Here is a 24,305-nt window from a genome sequence, read left to right as displayed (position 1 = left end):
CCGGATCAGCGCGGCTTGTTGGGGCCGTAGATCTTGGGCTGGCTGAAATTCAGGTGGTCGAGAAGGCCCTGGGTGGCACAGCCGTCCACCGGCAGCTTGGCCGCGCGCTGGTAGGAGCGGATCGCCGTGCGGGTGCGCGATCCCATCTGGCCATCGACCGAACCGGCGTTGAAGCCATGGTCGTTCAGCGCCTCCTGGGCGCCGGAGATGAAGGCCCGGCGCATCTCGTCGGGCAGGTTGTCCGTTTCGCAGGCAGCAAAGGCCGGAGTCGCCAGCAGCATGGCGCCGCAAAGAACCGGAAGCAGAAGTCTGTTCATGGATCGGTCGCTCCGCATCGTTGGAGTAGCAGTCTGTTGAAACAGCCGAGCCCACCCTTCCATTCCATGGATGGGCATTCCAAAAACGCACCGAATCGAAAAGGGCGGCCGCAAGCGACCGCCCTTTCCTTCGTTCCGACCGGTCAGCCCCCGGCGGCGTGCGCGTCGTCGCTCTGCCCCTTGATCCGGGCGGCGAGTGCCGCCTCCAGGAAGGGATCGAGCGCACCGTCCAGCACCGCTTGGCTCTGCGAGGTCTCCACCTCCGTCCGCAGATCCTTCACCATCTGGTAGGGGTGCAGGACATAGGAGCGGATCTGATGGCCCCAGCCGATGTCGGTCTTGGTGGCTTCCAGCGCGGCGGCGGCATCCTCGCGGATTTTCAGCTCGCGCTCGTACAGGCGGGCACGCAGCATGTCCCACGCCTTGGCGCGGTTCTTGTGCTGCGACCGTTCCTGCTGGCAGCTCACCACGATGTTCGTCGGGATGTGCGTGATGCGCACCGCCGAGTCCGTCTTGTTGATGTGCTGGCCGCCGGCGCCCGACGCCCGGTAGGTGTCGATGCGGCAGTCCTTCTCGTTGATCTCGATGTCGATCTTGTCGTCGATCACCGGGGAAATCGAGACGGCCGAGAAGCTGGTCTGGCGCCGCGCCTGGCTGTCGAACGGGCTGATGCGCACCAGACGGTGCACGCCGGCCTCGGTCTTCAGCCAGCCATAGGCGTTGTGGCCCTTGATCTGAACGGTCGCGGACTTGATGCCGGCCTCTTCGCCCGGCGTCTCGTCCAGCCATTCCGCCTTGTAGCCGTGCTGTTCCGCCCAGCGGGTGTACATGCGCATCAGCATCAGCGCCCAATCCTGGGCCTCCGTGCCGCCGGCGCCGGCATTCACTTCGACGAAGCAGTCGTTGGCATCGGCCTCGCCCGACAGCAGGCTTTCGATCTGCAGCTTGTTGGCGCGGTCGCGCAGTCCGTAAAGCTGGGCCTCCGCATCGGCGACGACGGTGGCGTCCCCCTCCAGCTCGCCCATCTCGATCAGCTCCAGGCTGTCGGACAGGTCACGCTCCAGCGCGCGGTAGCCGGCGACGGAGGTGTCGAGCTGGGTGCGCTCGCGCATGATGGTCTGGGCCCGCGTCGGATCGTCCCAAAGCTTGGGATCCTCAGCGAGGTTGTTCAGTTCGTCGAGACGCCGCAGTGCATTGTCCCAGTCAAAGATGCCTCCTCAGCAGCGCCAGCGATTCTCTGATCTCGCCGGCGGCCGCTTCGATCTCGGCCCGCATGGCGGTGCCTCCTCGTCAGCCAGAGTTGAAGGGTGTGTCGGCTGCATATGTAGCCGCTCGTCCCCCGCCTTGCACCCCCTTAATGAGCAGGGCCGCCCCGGACCGCGCCGCCGCACCGGGACGGCTTGCCACTTTCGAGTATGGCCGAGCCCCTGCTTGGTGGTCCTATCCGTTTGGAATCATCGGACCGGTTCATTTCAGAGTACGTCCCATATCCGGCCGCACAACCCTACCGCGGCGGCCGGGATTCCCCGAAATCGAGCTTATCTTCTGCGTCGTTCTTCACCTTTCTTGCGCGATTCCGCCGGACACCCCGTGCGCGATTCCGCGCAGGGCCTTCCTTGCGCGAACGCCTGGACGCGCGACACCTCTGCCGGGGGCACGATGAGCTTCACCAGCCTGAATTTCCTGCTGTTCATCACCGTGTTCAGCGCCGGCTTCATGGCGCTGGCCCGCACGCGCGCCTTCACGCCCTTCCTGCTGGTGGCCAGCTATATCTTCTACGGCTATTGGGATTACCGGTTCTGCGGGCTGCTGGCGCTCAGCACCTTCATCGACTTTTATTGCGGGTTGAAGATCGCAGACTCGCCCGACCGCAGCACGAAGAAGATGTACCTGTTCATCAGCCTGGGCGCCAACCTGGGCATGCTGTTCTTCTTCAAATACTACAATTTCTTCGCCGACAGCGCCGAGATCGCCCTGGCCTCGCTGGGGGTGGAGATCGGACGTCGGACGTTGGACATCCTGCTGCCGGTCGGCATCTCCTTCTACACCTTCCAGAACCTCAGCTATGGCATCGACCTATACACCGGCGAGGTGAAGGAGCCGGAGCGCTCGCTGATGCGCTACGCCACCTTCGTCGCCTTCTTCCCGCAGCTGGTGGCCGGCCCGATCGTGCGGGCGCGCGACCTGCTGCCGCAAATCCAGCAGCGCCCGCGCGAGATCCCGTTCGAGGAGCGCTTCGCCGGGCTGGAAAAGGTGATCTGGGGCTATTTCCTGAAGATCGGGCTGGCCGACAACGCCGCCGTGGTGGTCGACGCCCGCTTTCACCAGCCGGAGTTCTTCAATGCGCTCCAGCATGTGATCGGGCTGGTCTGCTTTTCCTTGCAGATCTACGGCGACTTCGCCGGCTATTCGCTGATCGCCATCGGGCTGGCGCAGATCTTCGGCTACACCATGTGCGAGAATTTCGCCCGCCCCTACTTCGCCACCGGCATGCGCGACTTCTGGCGGCGCTGGCACATCTCGCTGTCCACTTGGTTCCGCGACTATCTCTATGTGCCGATGGGCGGCAGCCGCACGCGCTGGCTGCGCATCCGCAACGTGGTCATCACCATGCTGATCTCCGGCCTGTGGCACGGCGCCAACTGGACCTTCGTGCTGTGGGGCGCGATGCATGGCGGCCTGATGCTGGTGGAGGACGGCGTGCGCCGGCTGGCAGCCGCCAGCCCGGTGCGCCTCAACGGCCCGATGCTGGCCGCCGGGCGGCTGGTGATGATCGGCCTCGTCTTCATCGTGGTGACGCTCACCTGGCTGCCCTTCCGCGCCGACAACCTGCAAACCGTCTGGACCATCCTCGGCATCATCGGCCATGGCGATTTCGGCCTCCAGCAGGGCAACCAGCAGGCCAGCACGCTGATCCGCGTCGCCGTTGCCGGCCTGATCGTTCTGCTGGTCGACATGATGGTCGAGCGCGGCGCCGGCCGCCGCTATGCCGGGACCAATGTGGTGGCGCGCTCGATGGCCTGCTCGGCCCTGATCCTGGTGATGCTGCTGTTCGGCAGCTTCGCCAACCACGCCTTCATCTACTTCCAGTTCTGACCGGACGGAGACCTCCCCATGTACCGCCTTCTGGCTTGCATCGCGCTGATCCTCGCCACCGTCACCGCGATGGACCGGGTTCTGGCCTCGGCGCTGGGCGATCTTCTGCTGCGCTCCAGCGATCGCTTCATGACGGTCTACCGCCCGTTCGAGGCTGCGCAGCAGCCCGCCATCGGCCCAGGGACCAATCCGGGCACCCAGCCGGGTACCAAGCCCGGCATCAAGCCGCCCGCCGGCCAGGAGGAGCAGCCGAACGCCCTGCTGGTGAAGGCCGCCCTGACGACGCAGCCGCGGCCGGCCAACGGTCCGGCGGCCGGCCCCACCGCCAAGCCGGCCAGCGGCCCGGCCGACGTGCTGGTGCTCGGCAACTCGCGGGCGGACAACCACTTCCCGGTCTCGGCACTTCAGGACATGACCTGCGGCCGGGCGCTCAACCTCGGCATGGGCGGGGCGCCGACCGTCCTGTCGGCCCTGTTGTGGGACGATTACGTCGAGCGGCACGGCGCGCCGCGCCTGCTGGTGCTGGAGCCGACCGGCCTGGTCGACAATCCGCACGATCTGGCCGACCTGCCGCTGCTGGCTTACTACTCGCCGCGGATCGACGCCTTCGTCCGTCAGGAAAACCAGGAGCTGTGGATGGCCAACCACGCCTTCAACCTGATGACCTTCAACAACAACCAGACCATGCGGCTGATCGCCGGGCTGGTGAAGCCGGCCGCCGACCGCACCCTGGTGGGCGCCATTCCCGACCCGATGAAGGCGCAGCTGGCCGCCGCACCGGAGGAGATGATGACCGCCGACGCCGCCAACTGGCAGGCGCTGGACCACATCATCGCCAGCGCCCAGGCACAGGGCACCCGGGTGGCGGTGGTCATCACCCCCTATTTCCCGACCTATGCCGGCAAGCTGAAGAATTTCGACGCCTTCTTCGCCGACCTGAAGGGCCGTTTGCCCGCCGGCGTCACCGTGATCGACGCCCGCCGCGCGGTGGACAAGGACGAGCTGTTCATGGACGCCCTGCACGTCAACGAGGACGGCGTGCGCGCGATGTTCGCGGCGATGGAACCCGACCTGCGCCCGCTCGGCAGCTGCCCGGTCGATGCGATGGCCTCGCTGTCGGGAACCGGAAACACGACGCACTGATCGTCAGGGTGTCGCCGCTTTAGCGAACGAAAAGGGGCGCCCGCAGTGGGCGCCCCTATCTCTTTTCAGCTCAGTACAGCCCGCCGGTTCCCAGCGTCGCCGCGGCCGGCGGGGCCGGTATCCCCGGCTGCTGGGCCCCGAAGCCGGCGGCGTTCGGGTCGCCGCCCATCATGGCACCGGCCCCCTGGGAGGACCCGTCCAGCACCATTTGCGGCTGGTCGGGGTTGGGCTCGGTGCCCGGCAGGAAGGCTTCCCAGATGGCGCGGTTGTCGCCGAACTGGGCCAACTGGCCGTTGGCCGGGTTGACGCGGACGAGGCGCAGGCCGGGCGGAACGCGGAACGGCGTCGCCGGCTTGTCCTTCAGCGCCACCTGCATGACCTCCTTGAACACCGGCACGGCGGCGGACCCGCCGGTCTCGTGGCTGCCCAGCGAACGCGGCTGGTCAAAGCCGATATAGGTGCCGACCACCAGATCGGGCGAGAAGCCCATGAACCAGGCGTCGTGGCTGTCGTTGGTGGTGCCGGTCTTGCCGGCCAGCGGCTTGCCCAGCGACTTCAGCGCCGCCGCGGTGCCGCGCTGGACCACGCCCTCCAGGATCGAGACGATCTGGTAGGTGGTGCGGGGGTCGTTCACCTGCTCGCGGGTGTCGGGCACGGCGGGCACCGCCATGCCGTCCTTCCAGCTGACGTTGGTGCAGCCCTCGCACGCGCGGTTGTCGTGGCGGAACACGGTCTTGCCGTTGCGGTCCTGCACACGGTCGATGAAGGTCGGCACCACCCGCTTGCCGCCATTGTCCAGCATGGCGTAGGCGGTGGCGAGGCGCAGCACCGTCGTCTCGCCGGCACCCAGCGACATCGGCAGATAGGGCTGGAGGTTGTCGACGATGCCGAACTTCTCGACCAGCGCTTTGACCTTGTCCATGCCGATCTGCTGGGCGAGGCGGACGGTCATGACGTTGCGCGACTTCTCGATGCCGACGCGCAGCGGGGTCGGGCCGTAGAATTCGTGGCTGTAGTTCTCAGGCCGCCAGACCGGCTGCCCGCCGCCCGGATCGAAGGAGAAGGGCGCGTCCATCACCAGCGACGACGGGGTGAAGCCCTGGTTCAGCGCCGTCAGGTAGACGAAGGGCTTGAAGGACGAACCGGGCTGGCGCAGCGCCTGGGTGGCGCGGTTGAACACGCTCATCGCCGGGGAGAAGCCGCCAACCATCGCCAGCACGCGACCGGTGTGCGGATCGAGCGCCACCAGACCGCCCTGGACCTGCGGGATCTGGCGCAGGCCGTAGCTGCCCGGCGGCAGTTCCTTGGCGGCGGACTTGTCATTCTTCCTGGCCGGCTTCTCGTCCTCGTCCTTGGCCGGCGGGCCGCTCACCGCCTCGACCAGCAGGATGTCGCCCAGCTTGGCGACGTCGGACGGCTTGCGGATCGCCGGGCCGGCGACGTCGCCGTCCTTGGAGGCGCGGGCCCAGCGCAGTTCGGACAGCGGGATGCGCCCGCGGGTGCCGTCGGCCACCCCGATGTCCAGCCCGTCCGCCTGATCGTCCTTCAGCACGACCGCCAGCTTCCAGCCCTCGGAGCCCGCGGGCGGCGGCATGGCGGCCAGCTTCTTCGGCCAGTTGTCGAAATTCTCCATCTTGGCGACCGGGCCGCGCCAGCCATGGCGGCGGTCGTAGGCGATCAGCCCGTCGCGCAGCGACTTGGTGGCGGTGGCCTGCAGCACCGGGTCCATCGAAGCGCGGACCGACAGCCCGCCCTCGTACAGCGCCTGCTCGCCATAGAGCTTCACCAGCTCGCGCCGGATCTCCTCGGCGAAATATTCGGAGGTCACGACCTCCTGCTCGTCGCGCTTGCGGGTGACCAGCGGGCGCCCCTGGGCGGCCTTCGCCTCCTCCGGCGTGATGTAGCCGTCCTCCGCCATGCGGCCGATCACCCAGTTGCGGCGGGCGATGGCGGCGTCATGCTGGCGGTCGGGGTTGTAGTTGGACGGCGCCTTGGGCAGGGCCGCCAGGAAGGCGACCTCCTCGATGCTCAGCTCGTCCAGCGCCTTGTTGAAATAGTTCAGCGCCGCCGCCGCCACGCCGTAGGAGCGGTTGCCCAGGAAAATCTCGTTCAGATACAGCTCGATGATGCGGTCCTTGGTGAAGGCCCGCTCGATGCGGACCGCCAGGATCGCTTCCTTGATCTTGCGGGCGAACGACACCTCGTTGGTCAGCAGCATGTTCTTGGCGACCTGCTGCGTGATCGTGCTGGCGCCCACCGGCCGGCGCTCGCGGCCGAAATTCTCGATGTTGGTCAGGATCGCGCGCAGGATGCCGATGGGGTCGACGCCCTGGTGGCCGTAGAAATTCTTGTCCTCGGCCGCCATGAAGGCGTTCATCACTTGGCGCGGCATGGCGTCGATCGGCACGAAGATGCGCCGCTCCGACGCGAATTCGGCCATCAGGCGCCCGTCGCCGGCATAGATGCGCGTGGTCACCGGCGGCTCGTAGTTGGCCAGCTTGGTATAGTCGGGCAGGTCGTGGTCGTAATGCTCGAACAGGAAGACCAGCCCCCCGGCGCCGGCAAGAACCAGCATCACGAAGGCCATCAGCAAGGACAGAAGGAGACGCATGACCAATCCCGCAAGAAACGACGAACGGCGTGGCTGAAGCCCGCCCCTTTCCGGGGTGGGACCGCGAGCCATGCCTGACAGGGCGGCGCATCCTACACCGCCGCGCCGGGAAGCGCCGCCCCCGTTCCCGTCATGTCAGGAAAATGTGACGCGCAGAGGGCATGCGCGAGAAATCGCCGGCGCAAAAGGGGTAATCCGCCCCTCGCTGTCGCGTTTCAGCTGCGCTGCGCGCCGTGCAGCCAGCGGAAATAGCTGTCGATGGTCCGCGCCAGCGACTTGCCCAGCCGCTCGCGGTGCGCGCCGGAGGTCAGCAGACCGACATCCTGCCGGTTCGACAGATACCCCATCTCGATCAGCGCCGACGGCACGTCGGGCGCGGTCAGCACGGCGAAGCCGGCCTGCCGGTGCGGCCGGCTGGAGATCAGCGGCACGTCGCGCCCCAGCGTCTGCAACGCCAGCGTCGCGAAGCGCTTGGAATGGTTCATCGTGTCGCGCTGGGCCAGATCGATCAGGATGTTGGCGACAAGCTGGTTCTCGCCCGACAGGTCGAGACCGACCAGGGCGTCGGCCTTGTTCTCCTTGGCGGCCAGCATCTCTGCCTCGCGGTCGGACGCCTTGTCGGACAGGGTGTAGATCGACAGGCCGCGCATGTCGCCGCTGCTGATGCTGTCGGCATGCAGCGAGATGAACAGGTCGGCCCCGGCCTCGCGCCCGATGGCGACACGGTCGCGCAGGCGGATGAACACGTCGCTGTCGCGGGTCAGCTTCACCCGGTAGCGGCCGGTCGCCTCCAACTGGCGCTTCACCTCCCTGGCGGTGGCGAGCGTGATGTCCTTCTCATAGATGCCGCCGACGCCGATGGCGCCGGGGTCCTGGCCGCCATGGCCGGGATCAAGCACGATCAGCGGCTTTTCCGCCACCGTCGGCGGCTTGTTGTCCGGCAGCGGCGGAGCGACGGGCAGAGCGGCCGGGATCAGCTGGGCCGGCGGAATCGGCGGCAGCGGGGCGAAGGGCGGCGGAGCCGGAACCGTGCTGGCGGGATCGGCGGCGGGCGGCGACGGCTGCGGGGCCGGAACCGGCGCCGGGATCGCCATCGCCGAAGACACGATGGAGGACATCGTCAGCTGCCCCTTGCCGCCGACCTCCTTCGCATCCCTGCCGGCCCCGGCGAGCTGCCGGAACTCGGCCGGCGTCGTCTTTTCCAGGTCGAGGACGAGGCGCGGCTGATGGCCGTCGCGCGCCGGGATCATGTAGCCCTCGCGCAGGCGGGCGGGACCAACCGTCTCGAAGGTCAGCCGCGTGCCGCGCGGACCTCCGGCATGGTGGTAGCGCGCGACCACCCCCTTGCCCTCCATCGGCAGCGACCCGCCGGGCCAGATCAGATCGGGCAGATCGACGACGATGCGGTAGGGATCGGCGACCAACGACACGGTGAAGGACACCGGGTCGCTCAGCTCCAGCACGAAGCGGGTCTTGTCCGGATGGATGCCCAGCCGGGCATCGACCACCGCGGTGCGCGGCGGCGCCGACGGCAGGGCCGCCGTGGTCTGCGCCGTCGCCGGCCCGGCCGTCATCCCGGCCGACCCGAAGCCCAGCAGCACCAGTGCCAGCACAAGCACCCCGAGGACACGGCCAACCGATCTGCGCGGCGAACCGGCGGAATGCGGGTGGCGGTCGGGTGCGGTGGCGGGCAGGCTGGGCGGCCGTGGCATCAAATCTCCTCGGCGGCAGAGGGTGTGCGGCAATGGGCAAGCAGCGCAAGCAGGCGCCGGATGACCAGCTATAGCCCAGCCAATTCAACGCTCTCAACGCGGATCGTCAGAGCCCGAGTCAATTCCGGCCGGGGGTGCCGTTCCTGCAACAGTGGAGGGGACGGCAAGCCCCGGCGTGGCCGGACCGCACCCCGGACGGGCTGCCCCGGTGGAAGGTGGCGGCCCGGCTTCCCCGCGACGAACTTGTTCGCCGAATCGGCGCATTTCCGCGTTGTGCAAGAGGGATCGCTTGTCTATGGTATCTTTGCGACAGACCGCAATTCGCCAGACCAGGGTCGGACTTCCAAGGTGAGCGTCGCTTCGCTGATCCCCGGACATCGATTCCATCGAGCCGAAGGTCAGCCGATCGCCGGTCACGGGGCCTGATCCAAGGGGCTGCGGCGTCGCCCTCGACACCGCCTGTCCGGCCATCCGCGCCGGAGGGACGTCGCAGGGTGGCGCGTTCGGATTGGCGGTGAGAGGACGAAACCTCGAAGCTGGCTGTGGCCGCAAGGCGGCAGCCCGGCGCGTGTCGACCGGGCCGTCCTGGCTGCTCTCGTCAGCGCCGTTCGGCGGTTCCGGTCCGTCGTGCCGTATGCTTCGCCCACAACAGACGCTGCGTCCAGGCGGCCCGACCGGTCGCGCGGGTTCCCTGGGTCGCGCCGTTGAGGATCGTATATGGCCAAGCGCATGCTGGTGGACGCCACGCACCCGGAAGAAACCCGGGTCGCCGTGGTCAATGGCAACCGGCTGGAAGAACTCGACTTCGAGATCGCCAGCCGCAAGCAGCTGAAGGGCAACATCTACCTGGCGAAGGTGACGCGGGTCGAGCCTTCGCTCCAGGCGGCCTTCGTGGAGTATGGCGGGAACCGCCACGGCTTCCTCGCCTTCTCCGAAATCCATCCCGACTATTACCGCATTCCGATGGCCGACCGCGAGGCCCTGCTGGCCGAGGAACGCCGGCTGGAGGAGCAGGCGGAAGCCCGGGCCGAGGCCGCCGCCGACGGCGCCGTGATGGCCGAGCCGATCCGCCCCGAGCAGGTGGTCGAGGAATGGTCGCCGATGCCCTCCCCCATCGCGCCCGAGGCGTCCGATGAGGAAGACGGTGACGACAGCGGCGAAGACGCCGAGGCCGCCGACGAGCAGGCCGCCCCGTCCGAAGGCGCCGCCCCCGACACGCTCGGCGGCGACGAGGACGAGGAGGCGGAAACCCAGCGCCGCCGCTCGCGCCCGCTGCGCTCCTACAAGATCCAGGAAGTGGTGAAGCGCCGGCAGGTCATGCTGGTGCAGGTGACGAAGGAGGAGCGCGGCAACAAGGGCGCCGCGCTGACCACCTACCTGTCGCTGCCCGGCCGCTACTGCGTCCTGATGCCCAACACCGGCCGTGGCGGCGGGATTTCCCGCAAGATCACCAACCCGGCCGACCGCAAGCGCCTGAAGGAAATCCTGTCGGATCTCGACATTCCCGACGGCATGGCGGTGATCCTGCGCACCGCCGGGCTGGAGCGCTCCAAGCCCGAGATCAAGCGCGACCTGGAATATCTCCTGCGCCTGTGGGACGACATCCGCGAACAAACGCTGAAGTCGTCGGCGCCCTGCCTCATCTATGAAGAGGCGAACCTGATCAAGCGGTCGATCCGCGATCTCTATTCCAACGACATCGACGAGATTTGGGTCGAGGGCGAGGCCGGCTTCCGCACGGCGCGCGAGTTCATGGACATGCTGATGCCGGGACATTCCCAGCGCGTCCAGCTGTACCGCGACAGCCAGATCCCGCTGTTCCACCGCTATCAGGTGGAAACGCAGATCGACGCCATCCACAGCCCGGTGGTGCAGCTGCGTTCCGGCGGCTACATCGTCATCAACCCGACCGAGGCGCTGGTCTCCATCGACGTCAACTCCGGCAAGTCGACCCGCGAGCGCAACATCGAGGAAACCGCCTACAAGACCAACCTGGAGGCCGCCGACGAGGTGGCGCGCCAGCTGCGTCTGCGCGATCTGGCCGGCCTGATCGTCATCGACTTCATCGACATGGAGGAGCCGCGGAACAACGCCGCCGTCGAGCGCCGCATGAAGGAGGCGATGAAGAACGACCGGGCGCGCATCCAGCTCGGCCGCATCTCCGCCTTCGGCCTCCTGGAACTGTCGCGCCAGCGTCTGCGTCCGTCGCTCCTGGAGACCAACTTCGAGCGCTGCCCGCACTGCTCGGGCACCGGCGTCGTCCGGTCGGTCGAATCCGCCTCGCTGCACGTCCTGCGCGCCATCGAGGAAGAGGGCATCCGCAAACGCTCGGCCGAGATCACCATCTTCGTCCCGACCTCCATCGCGCTCTACATCCTCAACCAGAAGCGCGGTGAACTGGCCAAGATCGAAGAGCGTCACGCCTTCAGCGTGATGGTCCAGGCCGACGACGGGCTGATTGCACCGGATCACCGTCTGGAGCGCAACAAGGCCCGCCTGCCCGACGAGGACGCCCCGCTGGTCAGCGCCGACCGCGTGATGGCAGAGACCGACCGCGCGCTCGCCGCCGAGCCGGTCGAAACGGTGGAGGAGCCGGAAGCCGAGACCGAGGCCGTGCAGGCCGAGGAGACCGGCGAGCGTGCCGAAGCCAACGGCGAGGGCACCGGCGAGGATCGCCGCCGCCGCCGCCGCCGCCGCCGTGGCCGTGGCCGTGACCGCGAGGACGGCCGGACCGAGGGCGACAGCGCCGAAGGCGAGGCCGAGACGGACGAGGCGGATCAGGACGCCGGCCAGGACGCCGATGAGAGCGTTCTGCCGGTTGCCGCCGAAGCCATCCCCGGTGCCGCCATCTCCGAACCCGAGACCGATTCCGCCGACGCCGAAGGCGACGACGGGGATGAGGATGACGGCGAGGACGAGACCGGCGCCGATGCCGGCGAGCGCAACGGCGATGGCCGCAAGAAGCGCCGCCGCGGCAAGCGTGGTGGCCGTCGCCGGTCGCGCCGCGAGGGTGCGGAAGGCCTGGAGGGCGGCGAAGACGCCGCCGACCAGCAGCCCGACGCCGCTCCGGTCGCTCCGGCCCAGACGGCGCAGGCTCCGGCCGAGGCGAGCGATCTCGACTGGATCCTGGCCGGCGAAGCCGCTCCGGCGGTCGAGGAAGCCCCGGTTCCGGTGACCGCCACCGAACCGCCGGTGGCCGCTCCGGCCGACGCTGCCAAGGCGCCCGCCAGGAAGGCGTCGCGCAAGCGCAAGGCCGCCGCCGAGGCGCCGGTCGAAGCCGCCCCCGCGGCTGCTCCTGCGGTCGTCGCCGAAGCTCCGGCCAAGGGCCGCAAGCGCAAGGCCGCTGCCCCGGTCGAAGCGCCGGTCGAGGCCGTTGCCGAAACCGCGCCGAAGAAGGCGTCGCGCAAGCGCAAGGCCACCGCCGAGGCGCCGGTCGAAGCCGCGCCCGAGCCGACTCCGGCGGCCGCTGCCGAAGCCCCGGCCAAGGGCCGCAAGCGCAAGGCCGCCGCTGCGGTCGAGGCGCCGGCGGAGACCGTTGCCGAAGCCGCTCCGGCCAAGAAGGCGTCGCGCAAGCGCAAGGCTGCTGCCGAGGCCCCGGCCGAAGCCGCGTCCGAGCCCGCGGCAGCCACGCCGGCCCCGGCTCCCGAGCCGGCTGCGGCTGACAACGATGCCGACGCCGATGCCAAGCCGCGCCGCGGCTGGTGGAAGCGGTAAGCCCAACGGCCCAACCGGGACCTCTGGAACGGGAAAAGGCGCCGCAAGGCGCCTTTTCCTTTTCCCGGACGTTATCACCCCTGCCACAGGACAGGTCGGACCATGAGCAAGGCCTTCACCCGCGAGACCGACACGCAGGACGACGACGACCTCGACGATCCGGCACCGTTGCCGCAGGGCTTCAAGAACTACATGACCCCGCCCGGCTTCCAGCGCATGCAGGAGGAACTGCGCCACCTGCTGCGGGTGGAGCGGCCGAAGATGGTGGAGGTGGTGTCCTGGGCCGCCGGCAACGGCGACCGCTCGGAGAATGGCGATTATCTGTACGGCAAGAAGCGCCTGCGCGAGATCGACCGCCGCATCCGCTTCCTGAACAAGCGGCTGGAATCGGCGGTGGTGGTCAATCCGCAGGACCAGAAGAACCGCGAACAGGTCTTCTTCGGCGCCACCGTCACCTATGCCCGCGAGGATGGGGCGGAGAACACCGTCACCATCGTCGGCGCCGACGAGGTCGACCCCGACCGCGGCCATGTCAGCTGGATTTCCCCCATGGCCCGTGCCCTGCTTAAGGCGCGGGAGGGTGATCTGGTGGACGTGCGCACCCCGGCGGGACTGGAACAGGTCGAAGTGCTGGAGATCCGGTACGCCGACTGACGAAGGGGGCGGCGACCCGCCCCCCGCCAGACTTTATTCCGCTGTCGGCTGGTAAATCTCCCCACCCGACTGGCGGAACTTCTCCGACATCTCGGCCATGCCGGACTCCGCGGCGTCGCGGATTTCCTGCGTGATCTTCATCGAGCAGAATTTCGGCCCGCACATCGAACAGAAATGCGCGGTCTTGGCGCCTTCCGCCGGCAGGGTCTCGTCGTGATAGGCCATCGCCGTGTCGGGATCGAGCGACAGGGCGAACTGGTCGCGCCAGCGGAATGAGAAGCGGGCACGCGACATGGCATCGTCGCGCAACCGCGCCGCCGGGTGTCCCTTGGCGAGATCGGCGGCATGGGCGGCGATCTTGTAGGCGATGACGCCGGCCTTAACGTCGTCGCGGTCGGGCAGGCCGAGATGCTCCTTCGGCGTGACGTAGCAGAGCATCGCCGTGCCGAACCAGCCGATCATCGCCGCACCGATGGCACTGGTGATGTGGTCGTAGCCGGGTGCGATGTCGGTCACCAACGGCCCGAGCGTGTAGAAGGGCGCCTCGCCGCACAGCGCCAGCTGCTTCTCGACATTGTGCTTGATCTTGTGCATCGGCACATGGCCCGGCCCTTCGATCATCACCTGCACGTCGCGCGCCCAGGCGATCTTGGTCAGCTCACCAAGCGTCTCCAGCTCGGCGAACTGGGCGGCGTCGTTGGCGTCGGCCTGGCTGCCCGGCCGCAGCCCGTCGCCCATCGACAGCGCCACGTCATAGGTCCGGCAAATCTCGACGATGTCGGCGAAGTGGTCGTAGAGGAAATTCTCGCGGTGATGCGCCAGGCACCATTTGGCGATGATCGAGCCGCCGCGCGAGACGATGCCGGTCACCCGCTTCGCCGTCAGCGGGATGTGGGCCAGCCGCAGGCCGGCATGGATGGTGAAGTAATCGACGCCCTGCTCCGCCTGCTCGATCAGCGTGTCGCGGAACAGCTCCCAGGTCAGATCCTCGGCCCTACCCTTCACCTTCTCCAATGCCTGATAGATCGGCACGGTACCGATGGGAACCGGGGAGTTGCGCAGGATCCATTCGCGGGTCTGGTGGATGTCGGCGCCGGTGGACAGGTCCATCACGGTGTCCGCCCCCCAGCGGATCGACCAGACCATCTTCTCCACCTCCTCCTCGATGGAGGAGGTCACGGCGGAATTGCCGATGTTGGCGTTGATCTTGGTCAGGAAGTTGCGGCCGATGATCATCGGCTCCGACTCGGGATGGTTGACGTTGGACGGGATGATCGCCCGCCCGCGCGCCACCTCGTCACGGACGAATTCCGGGGTGATGAAGTCGGGAATCTCGGCGCCGAAATCCTCGCCGTCCCGGGCAGCCTCCAAGGCGGCGGCGCGACCCAGATTTTCGCGGATGGCGATGTATTCCATCTCCGCGGTGACGATTCCGGCGCGGGCATAGGCCATCTGGGTCACCGCCCCGCCACCCTTGGCGCGCAGCACGCCGTTGTCGGCGGTCTCGACATCGCCGCGCGCCAGGATCCAGTCGCGGCGGTGCTTGGACAGGCCGGTCCGGACGTCGATGGCAACCGACTCGTCGGTGTAGGGACCGGAAGCATCATAGACGGTCAGCTGCGGCTCGCCGCCCGACAGCGCGATCTCGCGCAGGGCGACGCGCAGATCGGGGAAGCGCGTGCCGGGCACGTGGATTTTCCGCGACGACGGCAGCGGGCCGGTCGAAATGCGGATGGCGGTCTCGTTGAAGTCCTTAGGCATTGGGTTTCTCCGTCGGAGGTGGGCGGACAAACCCGGGACTGCGGACGGAGGTGCGGTATCTTCGTGCGGGCCGTTCTCGGAATGGCTTCCCCGGCGTGGCGGGGCCGATACGGCCGGACGGGGCGAGAATCGGCCCGTCACGAGGTCCCTCCCTTCGCCGGTATGACCCGGATCAGGTTCGAAGGGTCACCACGCTGCCGGCTTGCGCAGTGCGCCGCCCGGCCGTTGGTATCTCAGCCCCCTGTCGGGACCCCCCTGGAATGCGGCCCATCCTGCCGCCGACGGACGGTCGTGTCAAAAGGAAAGCGCTGCGGACGATCCGCCTGCCATATTGTGGAAACGCGCTACATCCAGCGTTTCGACCGGACATAGACCATCGGCAGCAACGCCGACAGCAGCATCAGACCCAAGGCGCTGGCATAACCGAAGGGCGACTGGCTGCCGGGCATGTCGGTGAAGTTCATGCCGCCGATGCTGGCGACGAGGGTCGGCGGATAGAGCAGGACGGTCAGGACCGACACGATCTTGACGATCTCGTTCTGCTCGACATTGATCTGTCCCAATGCGGTGTCCAGCGCCAACGCGACCTTTCCCGATAGGAATCGGGCATACTGGTCGAGCCCGCGCAGATCCTGCAGGGTGGTCTTGGCCCAGCGCCGCGTCGCCTTGCCGGCGTTCCAGCCGTCGCCGCGCGCCAGGAAATCGGTCATGCGGGTGAGGCTGGCCAGACTGATCCGCGCCTTGCCGATCAGATGGCCGGCATGGCCGATGCGCTTCAACGTCTGGGCGTCGTCCAGCGTCTCGCCGCGGGAGCGCAGCTTGCGCCCGCGGAAGTAACGGCGGTTCAGCGCATCCATTTCCACCCCGGTCCGCCGCAGCACGACGGAGGTGCGGTCGATCATCCCGTCCACCAGGGCGGCCAGCACCAGCTCGCCGCGGGCGGCGGAGACCTGCCCATGGGTGGCGCGGCGGCGGAAGGCCAGCAGGGCCTGCGGGTCGATGTCGTGGATGGTCACCAGCCGCCGGCCGGCCAGAACGAAGCTGACGGTGGCGATACGCGGCTCGTCGGTGTCGGCCCAGACCAGGGCGGTGACGGTCATGGTCAAGGCACCACCGGCCACGCGCAGACGGCTCGATTCCTCGATCTCCGCCATCTGCTCGCGGGTGGGCAGGCCGGTGCCGATCAGCGCCTCCGCCCGCGCCAGCTCGTCGGGCGTCGGGTTGATCAGGTCCAGCCACACGGCAGTGTCGGGCAGCGTGACCGACACGTCTGCGGCCTCCCTGTCCCAGCGCAGCAGACCGCCGTCATTGACAAAAACATGCAGCAAGTCTGCGCTCCTCGCGTGGCTTTGAACTGAGCTTATCCTTTGCCCATGTGGAACAGCAGGACGGCAACGTGATCGACGGCATCACCCCCGCGCGCTCGCCATTTCCAGCAGACGCACCCCAAACCCTCCATTTACGTCAACCAGTTCGCCATGGGCAATTGCCTGCCCTTCGACACAGACATCGACCGGCGCCTGAACCGGACGGTCCAAATCCAACACGCCCCCATGGATCAGCGCCAGAATGTCGGCTAGGCGTCGTTCCACCGTGCCAACGATGACCGAAAGCGTCACTTCCACCTCAAGCAGGGCGGACATTGCCGGCTTCGCTCCGGCGTCCGCCACCGATGCAGCCATCTGGGGGAGTTGACGGGGGATCTCCAGGTCATCCGGTTCGGAGGCGACGACAACCCGCCAGCACCGCTTGCCGGCACGGAGCCGCCCGGTCACCAGCGAGCGCCCCGCCACCTCGACGCGGACGGCCCCATCGGAGTCGCCGTCGACGGCAAAGACCGTCCCAGCTGCCGCCGCCAGCAGATCGCATAATGGCAGCTGTATCGTACCGACCACAACCTGCACGGTCGTCATGCTGTGCAGCGTCTCCCGCACCAGATGGCGGCGCCACAACGGATCATTGCCGAAGCGTTCTCCGGCAAACATGGACTGAAGCTGTGGGCGCACCGGTTCCAAGAGCCCATAGGGCAGGAGCAGATCCAGGCCACCGCTCCGCCCCTCCAGTTCGACCGCGAGTTGCACGCACATGCAGCCGCAAGACGGTCGGGCGATGGTCGCAAAACGCGGGGATGTTTCGATGCGGTCCGCATCGAAACGCACCGTGCCCACCGGCTGGAAAGCCGCTCCGAGGTCGCCCAGCAGCCGGTGGGCCATCCCCATCGCCAACTCAAAATCAAATTTGCTGAGAGTGCGCGACGGAATGCGCAGGCAAACATCGGCCGGATCGCCGCCGAGCAAGGCTTCTCCCAACGCCTCGACAAAGGCCCGGTCGATGGCGAGCAGTCCGTAATCGTCCCAGGGATCCGCACGAAACGGGATCAGCGGCCGTTCGCCCGTCTCGTCATCGATCCAGTCGGCAAAGCGCACCGACCGCATGCTCATCAGAGCCACATCCACAGACGCACCGCTATGGGCGCGCAGGGAGGTGGCAAGCATGCGCACGAAACGGTCGATCACCACCTCGAGCATCGGCAGGCGGTCTACCGAAACCCGCCTGTTCTGGAGCAGGGCCGCCAGGCCCGATGACAGAACCGGCGGGGTCCAGCCTGCCTCCGCATCCTGCGCCGGTGGGCTGGGCCCGACGACGGTATCCATGGGGGCGGTTTCCACGGGGCGGCATCGGCGGCAACGCGAAGCGCGTTTTGCCGGTCCGGTGCCACATGGTCGAGAATACGGGCGAGGGCCTCCGCCCCGACGGCGGACTTCCGCAGACTCGGCCATCGTCAGCACTTGGTCGAGAACCGCGAGCGCGGCGGGGGATGGCCGACGTGTGCGCGACAGGCAGCGCACCACAAGCGGCTGAAGCTGGTCGTCCAACGCCATCAGCGCCTCGGCCGCCACTTCAGCTGGAAGAGCGGACAGCACCGCAGCAATGGTCTGGGGCGCCTCGCCACCGAGAAGACGGGCAAGCCGGTCAGCCGGCACAGTCCGCAAACCGCACAAGGGAACTCCGTCCGCCGCCATGCCGGCCTCCCAGGCAGTTCTGCGCAGAGTGGATCCCGAATGGCCCTGCCAGAGATTCGGGTCCTGGCGAATGCTCACCGCCGACCACGAGAGCAGGCGGAACACCAAAAGTCTAGACGATACGACCGCCGCGACGTGGCTTTTCGGGCGGTTTGGCGGGCGCGGCCTTCCCCCCGTCATCGAGGTCCAGCATCGCGCCCTCGTCCTTCAGCGCCTGTTCCAGCTTGCGGCGGAAGGCGCCGCCATCCCGCTTGGCGTCGAGGAAATGGCCGACAGCCTCCTTCGCCGCGTCGCTGTCATAGGGGACCTTGCCCAGAGCGGCCAGCCGGGCACGCTCCACCAGCTTCGGGTCCATCTTCTCGCGGATGGCCTTCATCTGGCGGAGCAGGTCCTTGCGCAGGTCGTTCATCGGGTCCCCATAAGCAGCGTCAGGCCTTGCCGATCAGGGTGCCGGCGCCACCCTCGGTGAAGATCTCAAGCAGCAGCGCATGCGGCACGCGGCCATCCAGGATAACAGCGGCATCGACGCCCTGCTCCACCGCACCGATGCAGGTCTCGATCTTCGGGATCATGCCGCCGGACGCGGTGCCGTCGGCGATGGCCTTGTGGGCATCCTCCAGCGACATCTTCTCGATCAGCTTCTTTTCCTTGTCGAGCACGCCGGCGACGTCGGTCAGCAGGAAGAAGCGCGCCGCCTTCACCGCCGCCGCGACCGCGCCGGCCGCCGTGTCGGCGTTGATGTTGTAGGTGTCGCCATTCACGTCGAAGCCGACCGGCGCGATCACCGGGATGATGTCCGACTGGGCGAGCGCATGCAGGATCTGCGGGTTGACCTTGTAGGGCTCGCCGACGAATCCCAGGTCCAGCACCCGCTCGATGTTGCTGTCGGGATCGCGCTGGACGCGCTCCAGACGGCGGGCGGTGATCAGGTTGCTGTCCTTGCCCGACAGACCGACGGCACGGCCGCCGGCGCTGTTGATGGCGGCGACGATCTGCTTGTTGATGGAGCCGGCCAGCACCATCTCGACCACCTCGACCGTCTCCTTGTCGGTGACGCGCAGGCCGTCGATGAAGCTGGACTTGATCTTCAGACGCTCCAGCATCTGGCCGATCTGCGGCCCGCCGCCATGGACGACCACCGGGTTGATGCCGACCTGCTTCAGCAGGACGATGTCACGCGCGAACAGCTCCGCCAAGCTGGCGTCGCCCATGGCGTGGCCGCCGTACTTGATGACGAAGGTGCTCCCGGCATAACGGCGCATGTAGGGCAGCGCTTCGGACAGGGTACGGGCCTTGGCGAGCCACTCGTCACGGGTGGGAGTCTGCACGGGAGGATGCCCTTTGTCGGGGTGGAGTGTCGGGCTTCTTTAACGGAAAGGTCGGCCGGTTGCCTAGGGGGCAATTTATCGGTCACACACCCCCGTGACGGCCTCCTGCGGCCGCGGCAGCCGTGCCGCCGGCCGGACGCCACAATCCGGCCAGCCGCGTCATCGGCTGGGTCAGCGCGGTGACGGCCACCGCCATCAGCACCATCGCCGAAAAACAGGGGCCGGACAGCACGCCCGCCTCCAGCAGGACGGTCAGGACGATGACCTCCATCAGCCCCTTGCACGGCATCAGCGTGCCGAGCCGGAGCGCGTCGGGCCAGGACTCCCCGGTCCAGCGGGCGGGCAGCGTGGTGCCGGCCATCTTGCCGGCGATGGTGGCGAGGCTGGCGAGGGCGAAGACGGTCCATTGCGCCGGATCGTCCAACGTCAGGGTCACCTTCAGCCCGGTCAGGGTGAAGAAGAAGGGCAGCAGGATCAGCGTGGCAAAATGCTCCAGCCGGTCGAGGATCGCCGCCGCATAGCGGCGCGGCATCGCGCTGCCCGCTATGAAGGCGCCCAGGATATAATGCAGCCCGATCAACTCGGTCACCGCGGCCGATGCCAGCAACGCCGCACAGGTCACCACCACCGCGGTGTCGCCCATCCGCCCGTCCGGCGCCACCCGCTCCAGCAGGCGGTCAAGCAGCGGGCGGACCACCAGAACCGTCGCCCCGACATAGGCAAAGCCCAGAAGGCCGACCTTCGCCACCGCCCAGGCGTCGCCGCCGCCAGCCGCCCCATCGGCGGTCGACCAGGCCAGCACCGCGGTGATCAGCAGCCAGAGCAACGCGTCGTTTACCGCGGCATAGCCCAGCGCCAGCCGCCCCACCCGGTCGCCCAGCAGGTCCATCTCGCGCAGGATGGCGCCCAGCACCGGCAGAGCGGTGACGCCGACGCAGATGCCGAAGCCGGCGGCGAACAGGCCGGGTGTGGCGCGCGTACCGGTCATGGCGGGAAAGGCGCCGGCCAGCCACCAGCCCAGGGCCCCGCCCAGCAGGGTCGGCACCAGCATGCTGGACAGCGCCACCGTGGCGAAGGCCCCACCCCGCCCGCGGAACTCGGCGGGATCGAGATGGAGGCCGGTCAGGAAAGCGAAGAACACCACGGCCATCAAGGCCAACCCGGACAAGGGCGCGAGCGCCGCCGGTGCGAACAGCACGCCCCACAGATCGGGAACCAGCCGGCCGAGCAGCGACGGCCCCAGCGCCACCCCGAACAGGATCTGGACCACCACCATCGGGGCGATGTGACGACCGCCGCCGAGCCGCCACAGCAGAAACGGCCCGGCGATCAGCAGCAGGGCCTGCATCAGGAACAGCAGCGCGGGAGACAGACCGCCCATCGCCGCGGCCCGCCTATTCCGCGCCGAGTGCCAGGGCGGCGAGGCTGGCGCGCAGTTCCGCGATGCCGATGCCCTTCTCGGAACTGGTGACATGGATGTCGGGGAAGGCGGCAGGGTGCTTTTTCAGCCCGGCCTGGGTGTCACGGCGAACCTTGTCGAGATCCGCGGCCTTGACCTTGTCCGCCTTGGTCAGCACGACGACGTAGGGCACCGCCGTGCGGTCGAGCATCTCCATGATCTCATGGTCGTGGGGCTTCATCCCATGGCGCGAATCGATCAGCACCAGCGCCCGGCGCAGGGTGACCCGGCCGCGCAGGAAGCGGCGGACCATGTCGTTCCACGCCTCCACCTTCTCCTTCGATTCCTTGGCATAGCCGTAGCCGGGCATGTCCACCAGCTTCAGTCGATTGCCGAGGTTGAAGAAGTTCAGCTGCTGCGTGCGGCCCGGCGTGTTGGAGGTGCGGGCCAGCGTCTTGCGTCCGGTCAGCGCGTTGACGAGGCTCGACTTGCCGACATTCGACCGGCCGGCGAAGGCAACCTCCGGCAGGTCCGCCTCGGGCAGCTGGTTCAGCGCGTTGGCGCCCCAGACGAAGTCGCATTCCTTGGCGAACAGCAGCCGGCCGGCCTCCAGCGCGGCCTCGTCGAAGCCGGAAACGATGCTGGGGGTGTCGGGGGTCGGCGTGGCGGGGCTGGTCATGGCGGGCGCTCTCGTTTGGGTCGGCTAAAAAACATACCGCCGGCAGAGGCCCGTCAAGGGTCTTTGCCGGCGGCAGGTCTCAGGCATTGGGCAGGGGGGTCAGGACCTGACGGATCAGGCCTTCACGCCCATGCGCTTCATGATGGTCCACTGCTGCAGAACCGACAGGGTGTTGTTCCAGGCCCAGTAGATCACCAGACCGGCCGGGAAGCCGGCGAGCATGAAGGTGAAGACGATGGGCAGGAACTGGAACACCTTCGCCTGGATCGGGTCCGGCGGGGCCGGGTTCATCTTCTGCTGGAACCACATCGTCACGCCCATGATCAGCGGCCACAGGCCGAGATGCAGCATGGCGGGCGGATCCCAGGGGATCAGGCCGAACAGGTTGAAGATGGTCGTCGGATCGGGCGAGGACAGGTCGTGGATCCAGCCGAAGAACGGCGCATGCCGCATTTCGATGGTCACGAACAGCACCTTGTAGAGCGAGAAGAACACTGGGATCTGGATCAGGATCGGCAGGCAGCCCGACACTGGAGAGACCTTCTCGCGCTTGTACAGCGCCATCAGCTCCTGGTTCATGCGCGCCTGATCGTCGCTGAACTTCTCGCGCAGCTCCTGCATCTTGGGCTGCAGGGCCTTCATCTTGCTCATCGCCTGATAGGACTTGTTGGCGAGCGGGAAGAAGACGGCTTTGACGCAGACGGTCAGCACCAGGATGGCGACGCCGAAGTTGCCGATGATGCGGCCCAGGAAATCCAGCGCGTAGAAGAACGGCTTGGTCAGGAAGTAGAACCAGCCGAAGTCGATCGCCAGATCGAAGTTCTTGATGTTCAGCTTCTCGGAGTAGCCGTCGAGCAGCTTCACCTGCTTGGCACCGGCGAACAGACGGCCGGTGTTCTCGGCCGAGGCGCCCGGCGCCACCGTGACCGGCGCACCCATGGTGTCGGTCTGGTAGCGGTCGGTGTTGGCAACCTGGTTGTAGAGGAAGCGCGCCGTGACCTTCTCGTTCGGGTCGGGCACCAGCGACACCAGCCAGTACTTGTCGGTGATGCCGACCCAGCCGCCGGTGGTCTCCTTGGCGATCGAGCCGGCCTTGCGGACGTCGTCGTACTTCTCTTCGGTCAGCGAGCCGTTGAAGACGCCGAGCGGGCCTTCATGCAGGATGTAGTAGCCCGACGTGTGCGGCGTGCCGCTGCGCGACACCAGGCTGTAGGGCAGCAGGGTGACAGGGGCGGTGCCGGTGTTGCGGACGGTCTGCGTCACCGTGAACATGAAGTCCGGGTCGACGGCGATCTTGCGCTCGAACACCAGCCCCTGGCCGTTGTCCCAAGTCAGGGTCAGCGGCTTGTCAGGGGTCAGCGCGGCGCCGTCGGCGGTCCAGCGGGTGGTCGCGGTCGGAGCGGCGATGCCGGCGCCCTGCGGGACCCAGCCGAACTCGGCATAATAGGCGGCGGGCGTGCCGGCCGGGGCCAGCAGCACGATCTCCGGGCTCTTGGGGTCCGGGGTCTCGTGGTACTGGGCCAGCGTCAGGTCGTCGATGCGGCCGCCGACGAGGTTGACGGAGCCGTGCAGGGCCGGCGTGTCGATCTTCACGCGGGTACCGGCCGCCAGCTGCTCGGCGAGCAGGACGGGGCGCTCCTTCGCGACCTCAGCCGTGGCCGGAGGCTGCTGGGCGGGCACGCCGGGGGCCGGCACCGGCACCGACTGCTCCGTCTGGGCGGCCTGCTGGGCGGCGAGTTGCTTCTGCTGCTCCACCCGCGGCTTCTCGTAGAAAAACTGGAAGCCCAGAAGGATGGCGATCGACAGGGCAATCGCGATGATGAGGTTGCGTTGGTCGGTCATGGCGTCCCGGTTGCCGTGGGGCCTTTGGAAGAAGGGCGGCGTGTGCGCGGCCTTGTTACGGGTTTTCGCCGGGCTGGGCAACCGCCGCATGCCCCTTTTCCCGCAGTCCGCAGCGATGCGGCGCCAGGGGCGCCGGCCGCGGCACGGGATCGGGCACGGGATCCCAGCCCGACCCGCCCCAGGGATGGCAACGCCCGAGCCGGCGCACAGTCAGCCATCCCCCCCGGATGGCCCCATGCTTTTCCAGCGATTCGATGGCGTAGCAGGAGCAGGTCGGCTGGAAACGGCACTGCCAGCCCACGAAGGGCGACAAGGTCCAGCGATAGAGATAGACGAGCGCGCGGAGCAGGTGCGCGAGCGGGCTGAGGCCGGCGATGCGAAACATGACGTCGCGAGCCTCCTACCCTTCCGCCTCGCGCCACAGGCCGAGGCGCTTCAGCCCGGCGGCAAGGTCGCCGAGCAGGTCGGTCCACGGCCGCTCGGCCGTGCCGCCGCGGGCGACCAGCACGAAGTCGTGGCCGGGCGCCGCATGAACGGTCAGAATCTGCCGCGCGGCCTCACGCAAACGGCGGCGGGCACGATTGCGCACCACCGCGTTGCCGACCTTGCGGCTCGCCGTCAAACCGAGACGGATTGGCGGACCGCCTTCGGCGGGCCGCTGCTTGTCGTCGTGCCGGCGCACCTGGAGGATCAGGCCGGGAGCCACATGCTTTCGCCGTGTCCCGGCCACGGCCAGAAATTCCGGCCGCCGCATCAGGCGCCCGACCTCGTGGCCCGGCGCCGCCATAGCGGGGATCAGGCGCTCAGAACCTTGCGGCCGCGGGCGCGGCGACGGGCGATCACCTTGCGGCCGCCGACGGTGGCCATGCGGGCGCGGAAGCCATGACGACGCTTACGCACGATTTTGGACGGCTGGAACGTGCGCTTCATGGCGCCTACTCCTTAAACTTTGCTGATGGTGACGGGAAGAAAGCGCCCAGCCGGACGGCCGGGCGCCGTATCTATGAACCTGAACCGAACCGGAAG

Annotated in this window: 19 protein-coding genes, 1 pseudogene and 1 riboswitch; of the genes and pseudogenes, 4 read left to right on the top strand and 16 right to left on the bottom strand. The window is 67.9% G+C overall.

Annotated features, from left to right (window positions below; genetic code table 11):
• Positions 1 to 5 precede the first annotated feature (5 nt).
• Both ACWPN3_RS26265 and prfB read right to left on the bottom strand, forming a co-directional pair.
• Positions 6 to 317: a peptidoglycan-binding domain-containing protein gene (locus ACWPN3_RS26265; protein WP_492261827.1), complete on the bottom strand. Its 312-nt coding sequence runs from the start codon at positions 315 to 317 to the stop codon at positions 6 to 8.
• Between the two features lie 143 nt (positions 318 to 460).
• A protein-coding gene (gene prfB / locus ACWPN3_RS26260; RefSeq protein WP_109450000.1) for a peptide chain release factor 2 occupies positions 461 to 1,592 on the bottom strand; the annotation gives its coding sequence in 2 pieces (ribosomal slippage) (positions 461 to 1,522 and positions 1,524 to 1,592; 1,131 coding nt in all).
• Positions 1,593 to 1,976: 384 nt separating this feature from the next.
• Here prfB and ACWPN3_RS26255 point away from each other — a divergent pair.
• Positions 1,977 to 3,413 carry an MBOAT family O-acyltransferase gene (locus ACWPN3_RS26255; protein WP_109449998.1) on the top strand — a complete coding sequence of 479 codons (1,437 nt, stop codon included), beginning with the start codon at positions 1,977 to 1,979 and terminating at the stop codon, positions 3,411 to 3,413.
• 18 nt (positions 3,414 to 3,431) lie between these two features.
• Positions 3,432 to 4,556 (top strand): SGNH/GDSL hydrolase family protein, encoded by a 1,125-nt coding sequence (locus ACWPN3_RS26250; RefSeq protein WP_109449996.1) that lies wholly within the window; start codon positions 3,432 to 3,434, stop codon positions 4,554 to 4,556.
• Between the two features lie 70 nt (positions 4,557 to 4,626).
• Here the strand turns inward: ACWPN3_RS26250 and ACWPN3_RS26245 are convergent, their stop codons facing one another.
• The gene (locus tag ACWPN3_RS26245; protein ID WP_109449994.1) at positions 4,627 to 7,167 is read right to left on the bottom strand and encodes a penicillin-binding protein 1A; all 2,541 of its coding nucleotides are present in this window, start codon (positions 7,165 to 7,167) and stop codon (positions 4,627 to 4,629) included.
• Positions 7,168 to 7,382: 215 nt separating this feature from the next.
• Positions 7,383 to 8,879 (bottom strand): N-acetylmuramoyl-L-alanine amidase, encoded by a 1,497-nt coding sequence (locus ACWPN3_RS26240; RefSeq protein ID WP_492240017.1) that lies wholly within the window; start codon positions 8,877 to 8,879, stop codon positions 7,383 to 7,385.
• Positions 8,880 to 9,596: 717 nt separating this feature from the next.
• Between ACWPN3_RS26240 and ACWPN3_RS26235 the strand changes: the two genes are divergently transcribed.
• Entirely contained in the window at positions 9,597 to 12,593 is a 2,997-nt protein-coding gene (locus tag ACWPN3_RS26235; RefSeq protein ID WP_492240016.1) for an Rne/Rng family ribonuclease, read from the top strand.
• A 102-nt stretch (positions 12,594 to 12,695) separates the two neighbouring features.
• Positions 12,696 to 13,247, top strand: a complete 552-nt coding sequence (greB, locus tag ACWPN3_RS26230; RefSeq protein WP_492240015.1) for a transcription elongation factor GreB — start codon at positions 12,696 to 12,698, stop codon at positions 13,245 to 13,247.
• Positions 13,248 to 13,280: 33 nt separating this feature from the next.
• On the opposite strand, the gene thiC is transcribed toward greB, so the two are convergent.
• From thiC to rpmH, 12 genes and pseudogenes are all read right to left on the bottom strand, one after another.
• Positions 13,281 to 15,008: a phosphomethylpyrimidine synthase ThiC gene (gene thiC / locus ACWPN3_RS26225; RefSeq protein ID WP_492240014.1), complete on the bottom strand. Its 1,728-nt coding sequence runs from the start codon at positions 15,006 to 15,008 to the stop codon at positions 13,281 to 13,283.
• A gap of 132 nt (positions 15,009 to 15,140) precedes the next feature.
• A riboswitch (TPP riboswitch) is annotated at positions 15,141 to 15,275 on the bottom strand.
• Positions 15,276 to 15,352: 77 nt separating this feature from the next.
• Positions 15,353 to 16,336 (bottom strand): magnesium transporter CorA family protein, encoded by a 984-nt coding sequence (locus ACWPN3_RS26220; RefSeq protein ID WP_109449983.1) that lies wholly within the window; start codon positions 16,334 to 16,336, stop codon positions 15,353 to 15,355.
• An 81-nt stretch (positions 16,337 to 16,417) separates the two neighbouring features.
• Positions 16,418 to 17,662, bottom strand: coding sequence for a FliM/FliN family flagellar motor switch protein (locus tag ACWPN3_RS26215; RefSeq protein WP_492261901.1), 1,245 nt, complete (start codon positions 17,660 to 17,662; stop codon positions 16,418 to 16,420).
• A 138-nt stretch (positions 17,663 to 17,800) separates the two neighbouring features.
• Positions 17,801 to 18,031 (bottom strand): annotated as a pseudogene (locus ACWPN3_RS26210) (hypothetical protein); the annotation flags it as partial.
• 112 nt (positions 18,032 to 18,143) lie between these two features.
• Positions 18,144 to 18,440, bottom strand: coding sequence for a hypothetical protein (locus ACWPN3_RS26205; protein WP_492240012.1), 297 nt, complete (start codon positions 18,438 to 18,440; stop codon positions 18,144 to 18,146).
• Positions 18,441 to 18,459: 19 nt separating this feature from the next.
• Positions 18,460 to 19,359, bottom strand: a complete 900-nt coding sequence (argB, locus tag ACWPN3_RS26200; RefSeq protein ID WP_098740533.1) for an acetylglutamate kinase — start codon at positions 19,357 to 19,359, stop codon at positions 18,460 to 18,462.
• Positions 19,360 to 19,441: 82 nt separating this feature from the next.
• Positions 19,442 to 20,740: a cation:proton antiporter domain-containing protein gene (locus ACWPN3_RS26195; protein WP_109449977.1), complete on the bottom strand. Its 1,299-nt coding sequence runs from the start codon at positions 20,738 to 20,740 to the stop codon at positions 19,442 to 19,444.
• Positions 20,741 to 20,753: 13 nt separating this feature from the next.
• Positions 20,754 to 21,437, bottom strand: a complete 684-nt coding sequence (yihA, locus tag ACWPN3_RS26190) for a ribosome biogenesis GTP-binding protein YihA/YsxC (protein ID WP_109449975.1) — start codon at positions 21,435 to 21,437, stop codon at positions 20,754 to 20,756.
• A gap of 114 nt (positions 21,438 to 21,551) precedes the next feature.
• Positions 21,552 to 23,279, bottom strand: a complete 1,728-nt coding sequence (yidC, locus tag ACWPN3_RS26185) for a membrane protein insertase YidC (RefSeq protein WP_109453089.1) — start codon at positions 23,277 to 23,279, stop codon at positions 21,552 to 21,554.
• Positions 23,280 to 23,334: 55 nt separating this feature from the next.
• Positions 23,335 to 23,664, bottom strand: a complete 330-nt coding sequence (gene yidD / locus ACWPN3_RS26180) for a membrane protein insertion efficiency factor YidD (RefSeq protein WP_109449973.1) — start codon at positions 23,662 to 23,664, stop codon at positions 23,335 to 23,337.
• A gap of 15 nt (positions 23,665 to 23,679) precedes the next feature.
• Positions 23,680 to 24,066: a ribonuclease P protein component gene (gene rnpA, locus ACWPN3_RS26175; protein ID WP_098740537.1), complete on the bottom strand. Its 387-nt coding sequence runs from the start codon at positions 24,064 to 24,066 to the stop codon at positions 23,680 to 23,682.
• An 8-nt stretch (positions 24,067 to 24,074) separates the two neighbouring features.
• Entirely contained in the window at positions 24,075 to 24,209 is a 135-nt protein-coding gene (gene rpmH, locus ACWPN3_RS26170; RefSeq protein ID WP_012973146.1) for a 50S ribosomal protein L34, read from the bottom strand.
• Positions 24,210 to 24,305 lie beyond the last annotated feature (96 nt).

It is taken from the genome of Azospirillum sp. UENF 111221 (assembly GCF_058780625.1).
The sequence above is the reverse complement of the archived record's forward strand: the minus strand, read 5'-3'. Positions and strand labels throughout refer to the sequence as shown.

What these genes read in the sequence shown, in the direction of transcription:
- rpmH (WP_012973146.1), bottom strand. Translation starts at nt 24,209, where the DNA reads ATGAAGCGCACGTTCCAGCCGTCCAAAATCGTGCGTAAGCGTCGTCAT.
- rnpA (WP_098740537.1), bottom strand. Translation starts at nt 24,066, where the DNA reads ATGGCGGCGCCGGGCCACGAGGTCGGGCGCCTGATGCGGCGGCCGGAA.
- thiC (WP_492240014.1), bottom strand. Translation starts at nt 15,008, where the DNA reads ATGCCTAAGGACTTCAACGAGACCGCCATCCGCATTTCGACCGGCCCG.
- yidC (WP_109453089.1), bottom strand. Translation starts at nt 23,279, where the DNA reads ATGACCGACCAACGCAACCTCATCATCGCGATTGCCCTGTCGATCGCC.
- greB (WP_492240015.1), top strand. Translation starts at nt 12,696, where the DNA reads ATGAGCAAGGCCTTCACCCGCGAGACCGACACGCAGGACGACGACGAC.
- ACWPN3_RS26215 (WP_492261901.1), bottom strand. Translation starts at nt 17,662, where the DNA reads ATGGATACCGTCGTCGGGCCCAGCCCACCGGCGCAGGATGCGGAGGCA.
- yihA (WP_109449975.1), bottom strand. Translation starts at nt 21,437, where the DNA reads ATGACCAGCCCCGCCACGCCGACCCCCGACACCCCCAGCATCGTTTCC.
- ACWPN3_RS26205 (WP_492240012.1), bottom strand. Translation starts at nt 18,440, where the DNA reads ATGAACGACCTGCGCAAGGACCTGCTCCGCCAGATGAAGGCCATCCGC.
- ACWPN3_RS26265 (WP_492261827.1), bottom strand. Translation starts at nt 317, where the DNA reads ATGAACAGACTTCTGCTTCCGGTTCTTTGCGGCGCCATGCTGCTGGCG.
- ACWPN3_RS26255 (WP_109449998.1), top strand. Translation starts at nt 1,977, where the DNA reads ATGAGCTTCACCAGCCTGAATTTCCTGCTGTTCATCACCGTGTTCAGC.
- ACWPN3_RS26195 (WP_109449977.1), bottom strand. Translation starts at nt 20,740, where the DNA reads ATGGGCGGTCTGTCTCCCGCGCTGCTGTTCCTGATGCAGGCCCTGCTG.
- yidD (WP_109449973.1), bottom strand. Translation starts at nt 23,664, where the DNA reads ATGTTTCGCATCGCCGGCCTCAGCCCGCTCGCGCACCTGCTCCGCGCG.
- ACWPN3_RS26235 (WP_492240016.1), top strand. Translation starts at nt 9,597, where the DNA reads ATGGCCAAGCGCATGCTGGTGGACGCCACGCACCCGGAAGAAACCCGG.
- ACWPN3_RS26240 (WP_492240017.1), bottom strand. Translation starts at nt 8,879, where the DNA reads ATGCCACGGCCGCCCAGCCTGCCCGCCACCGCACCCGACCGCCACCCG.
- ACWPN3_RS26245 (WP_109449994.1), bottom strand. Translation starts at nt 7,167, where the DNA reads ATGCGTCTCCTTCTGTCCTTGCTGATGGCCTTCGTGATGCTGGTTCTT.
- ACWPN3_RS26250 (WP_109449996.1), top strand. Translation starts at nt 3,432, where the DNA reads ATGTACCGCCTTCTGGCTTGCATCGCGCTGATCCTCGCCACCGTCACC.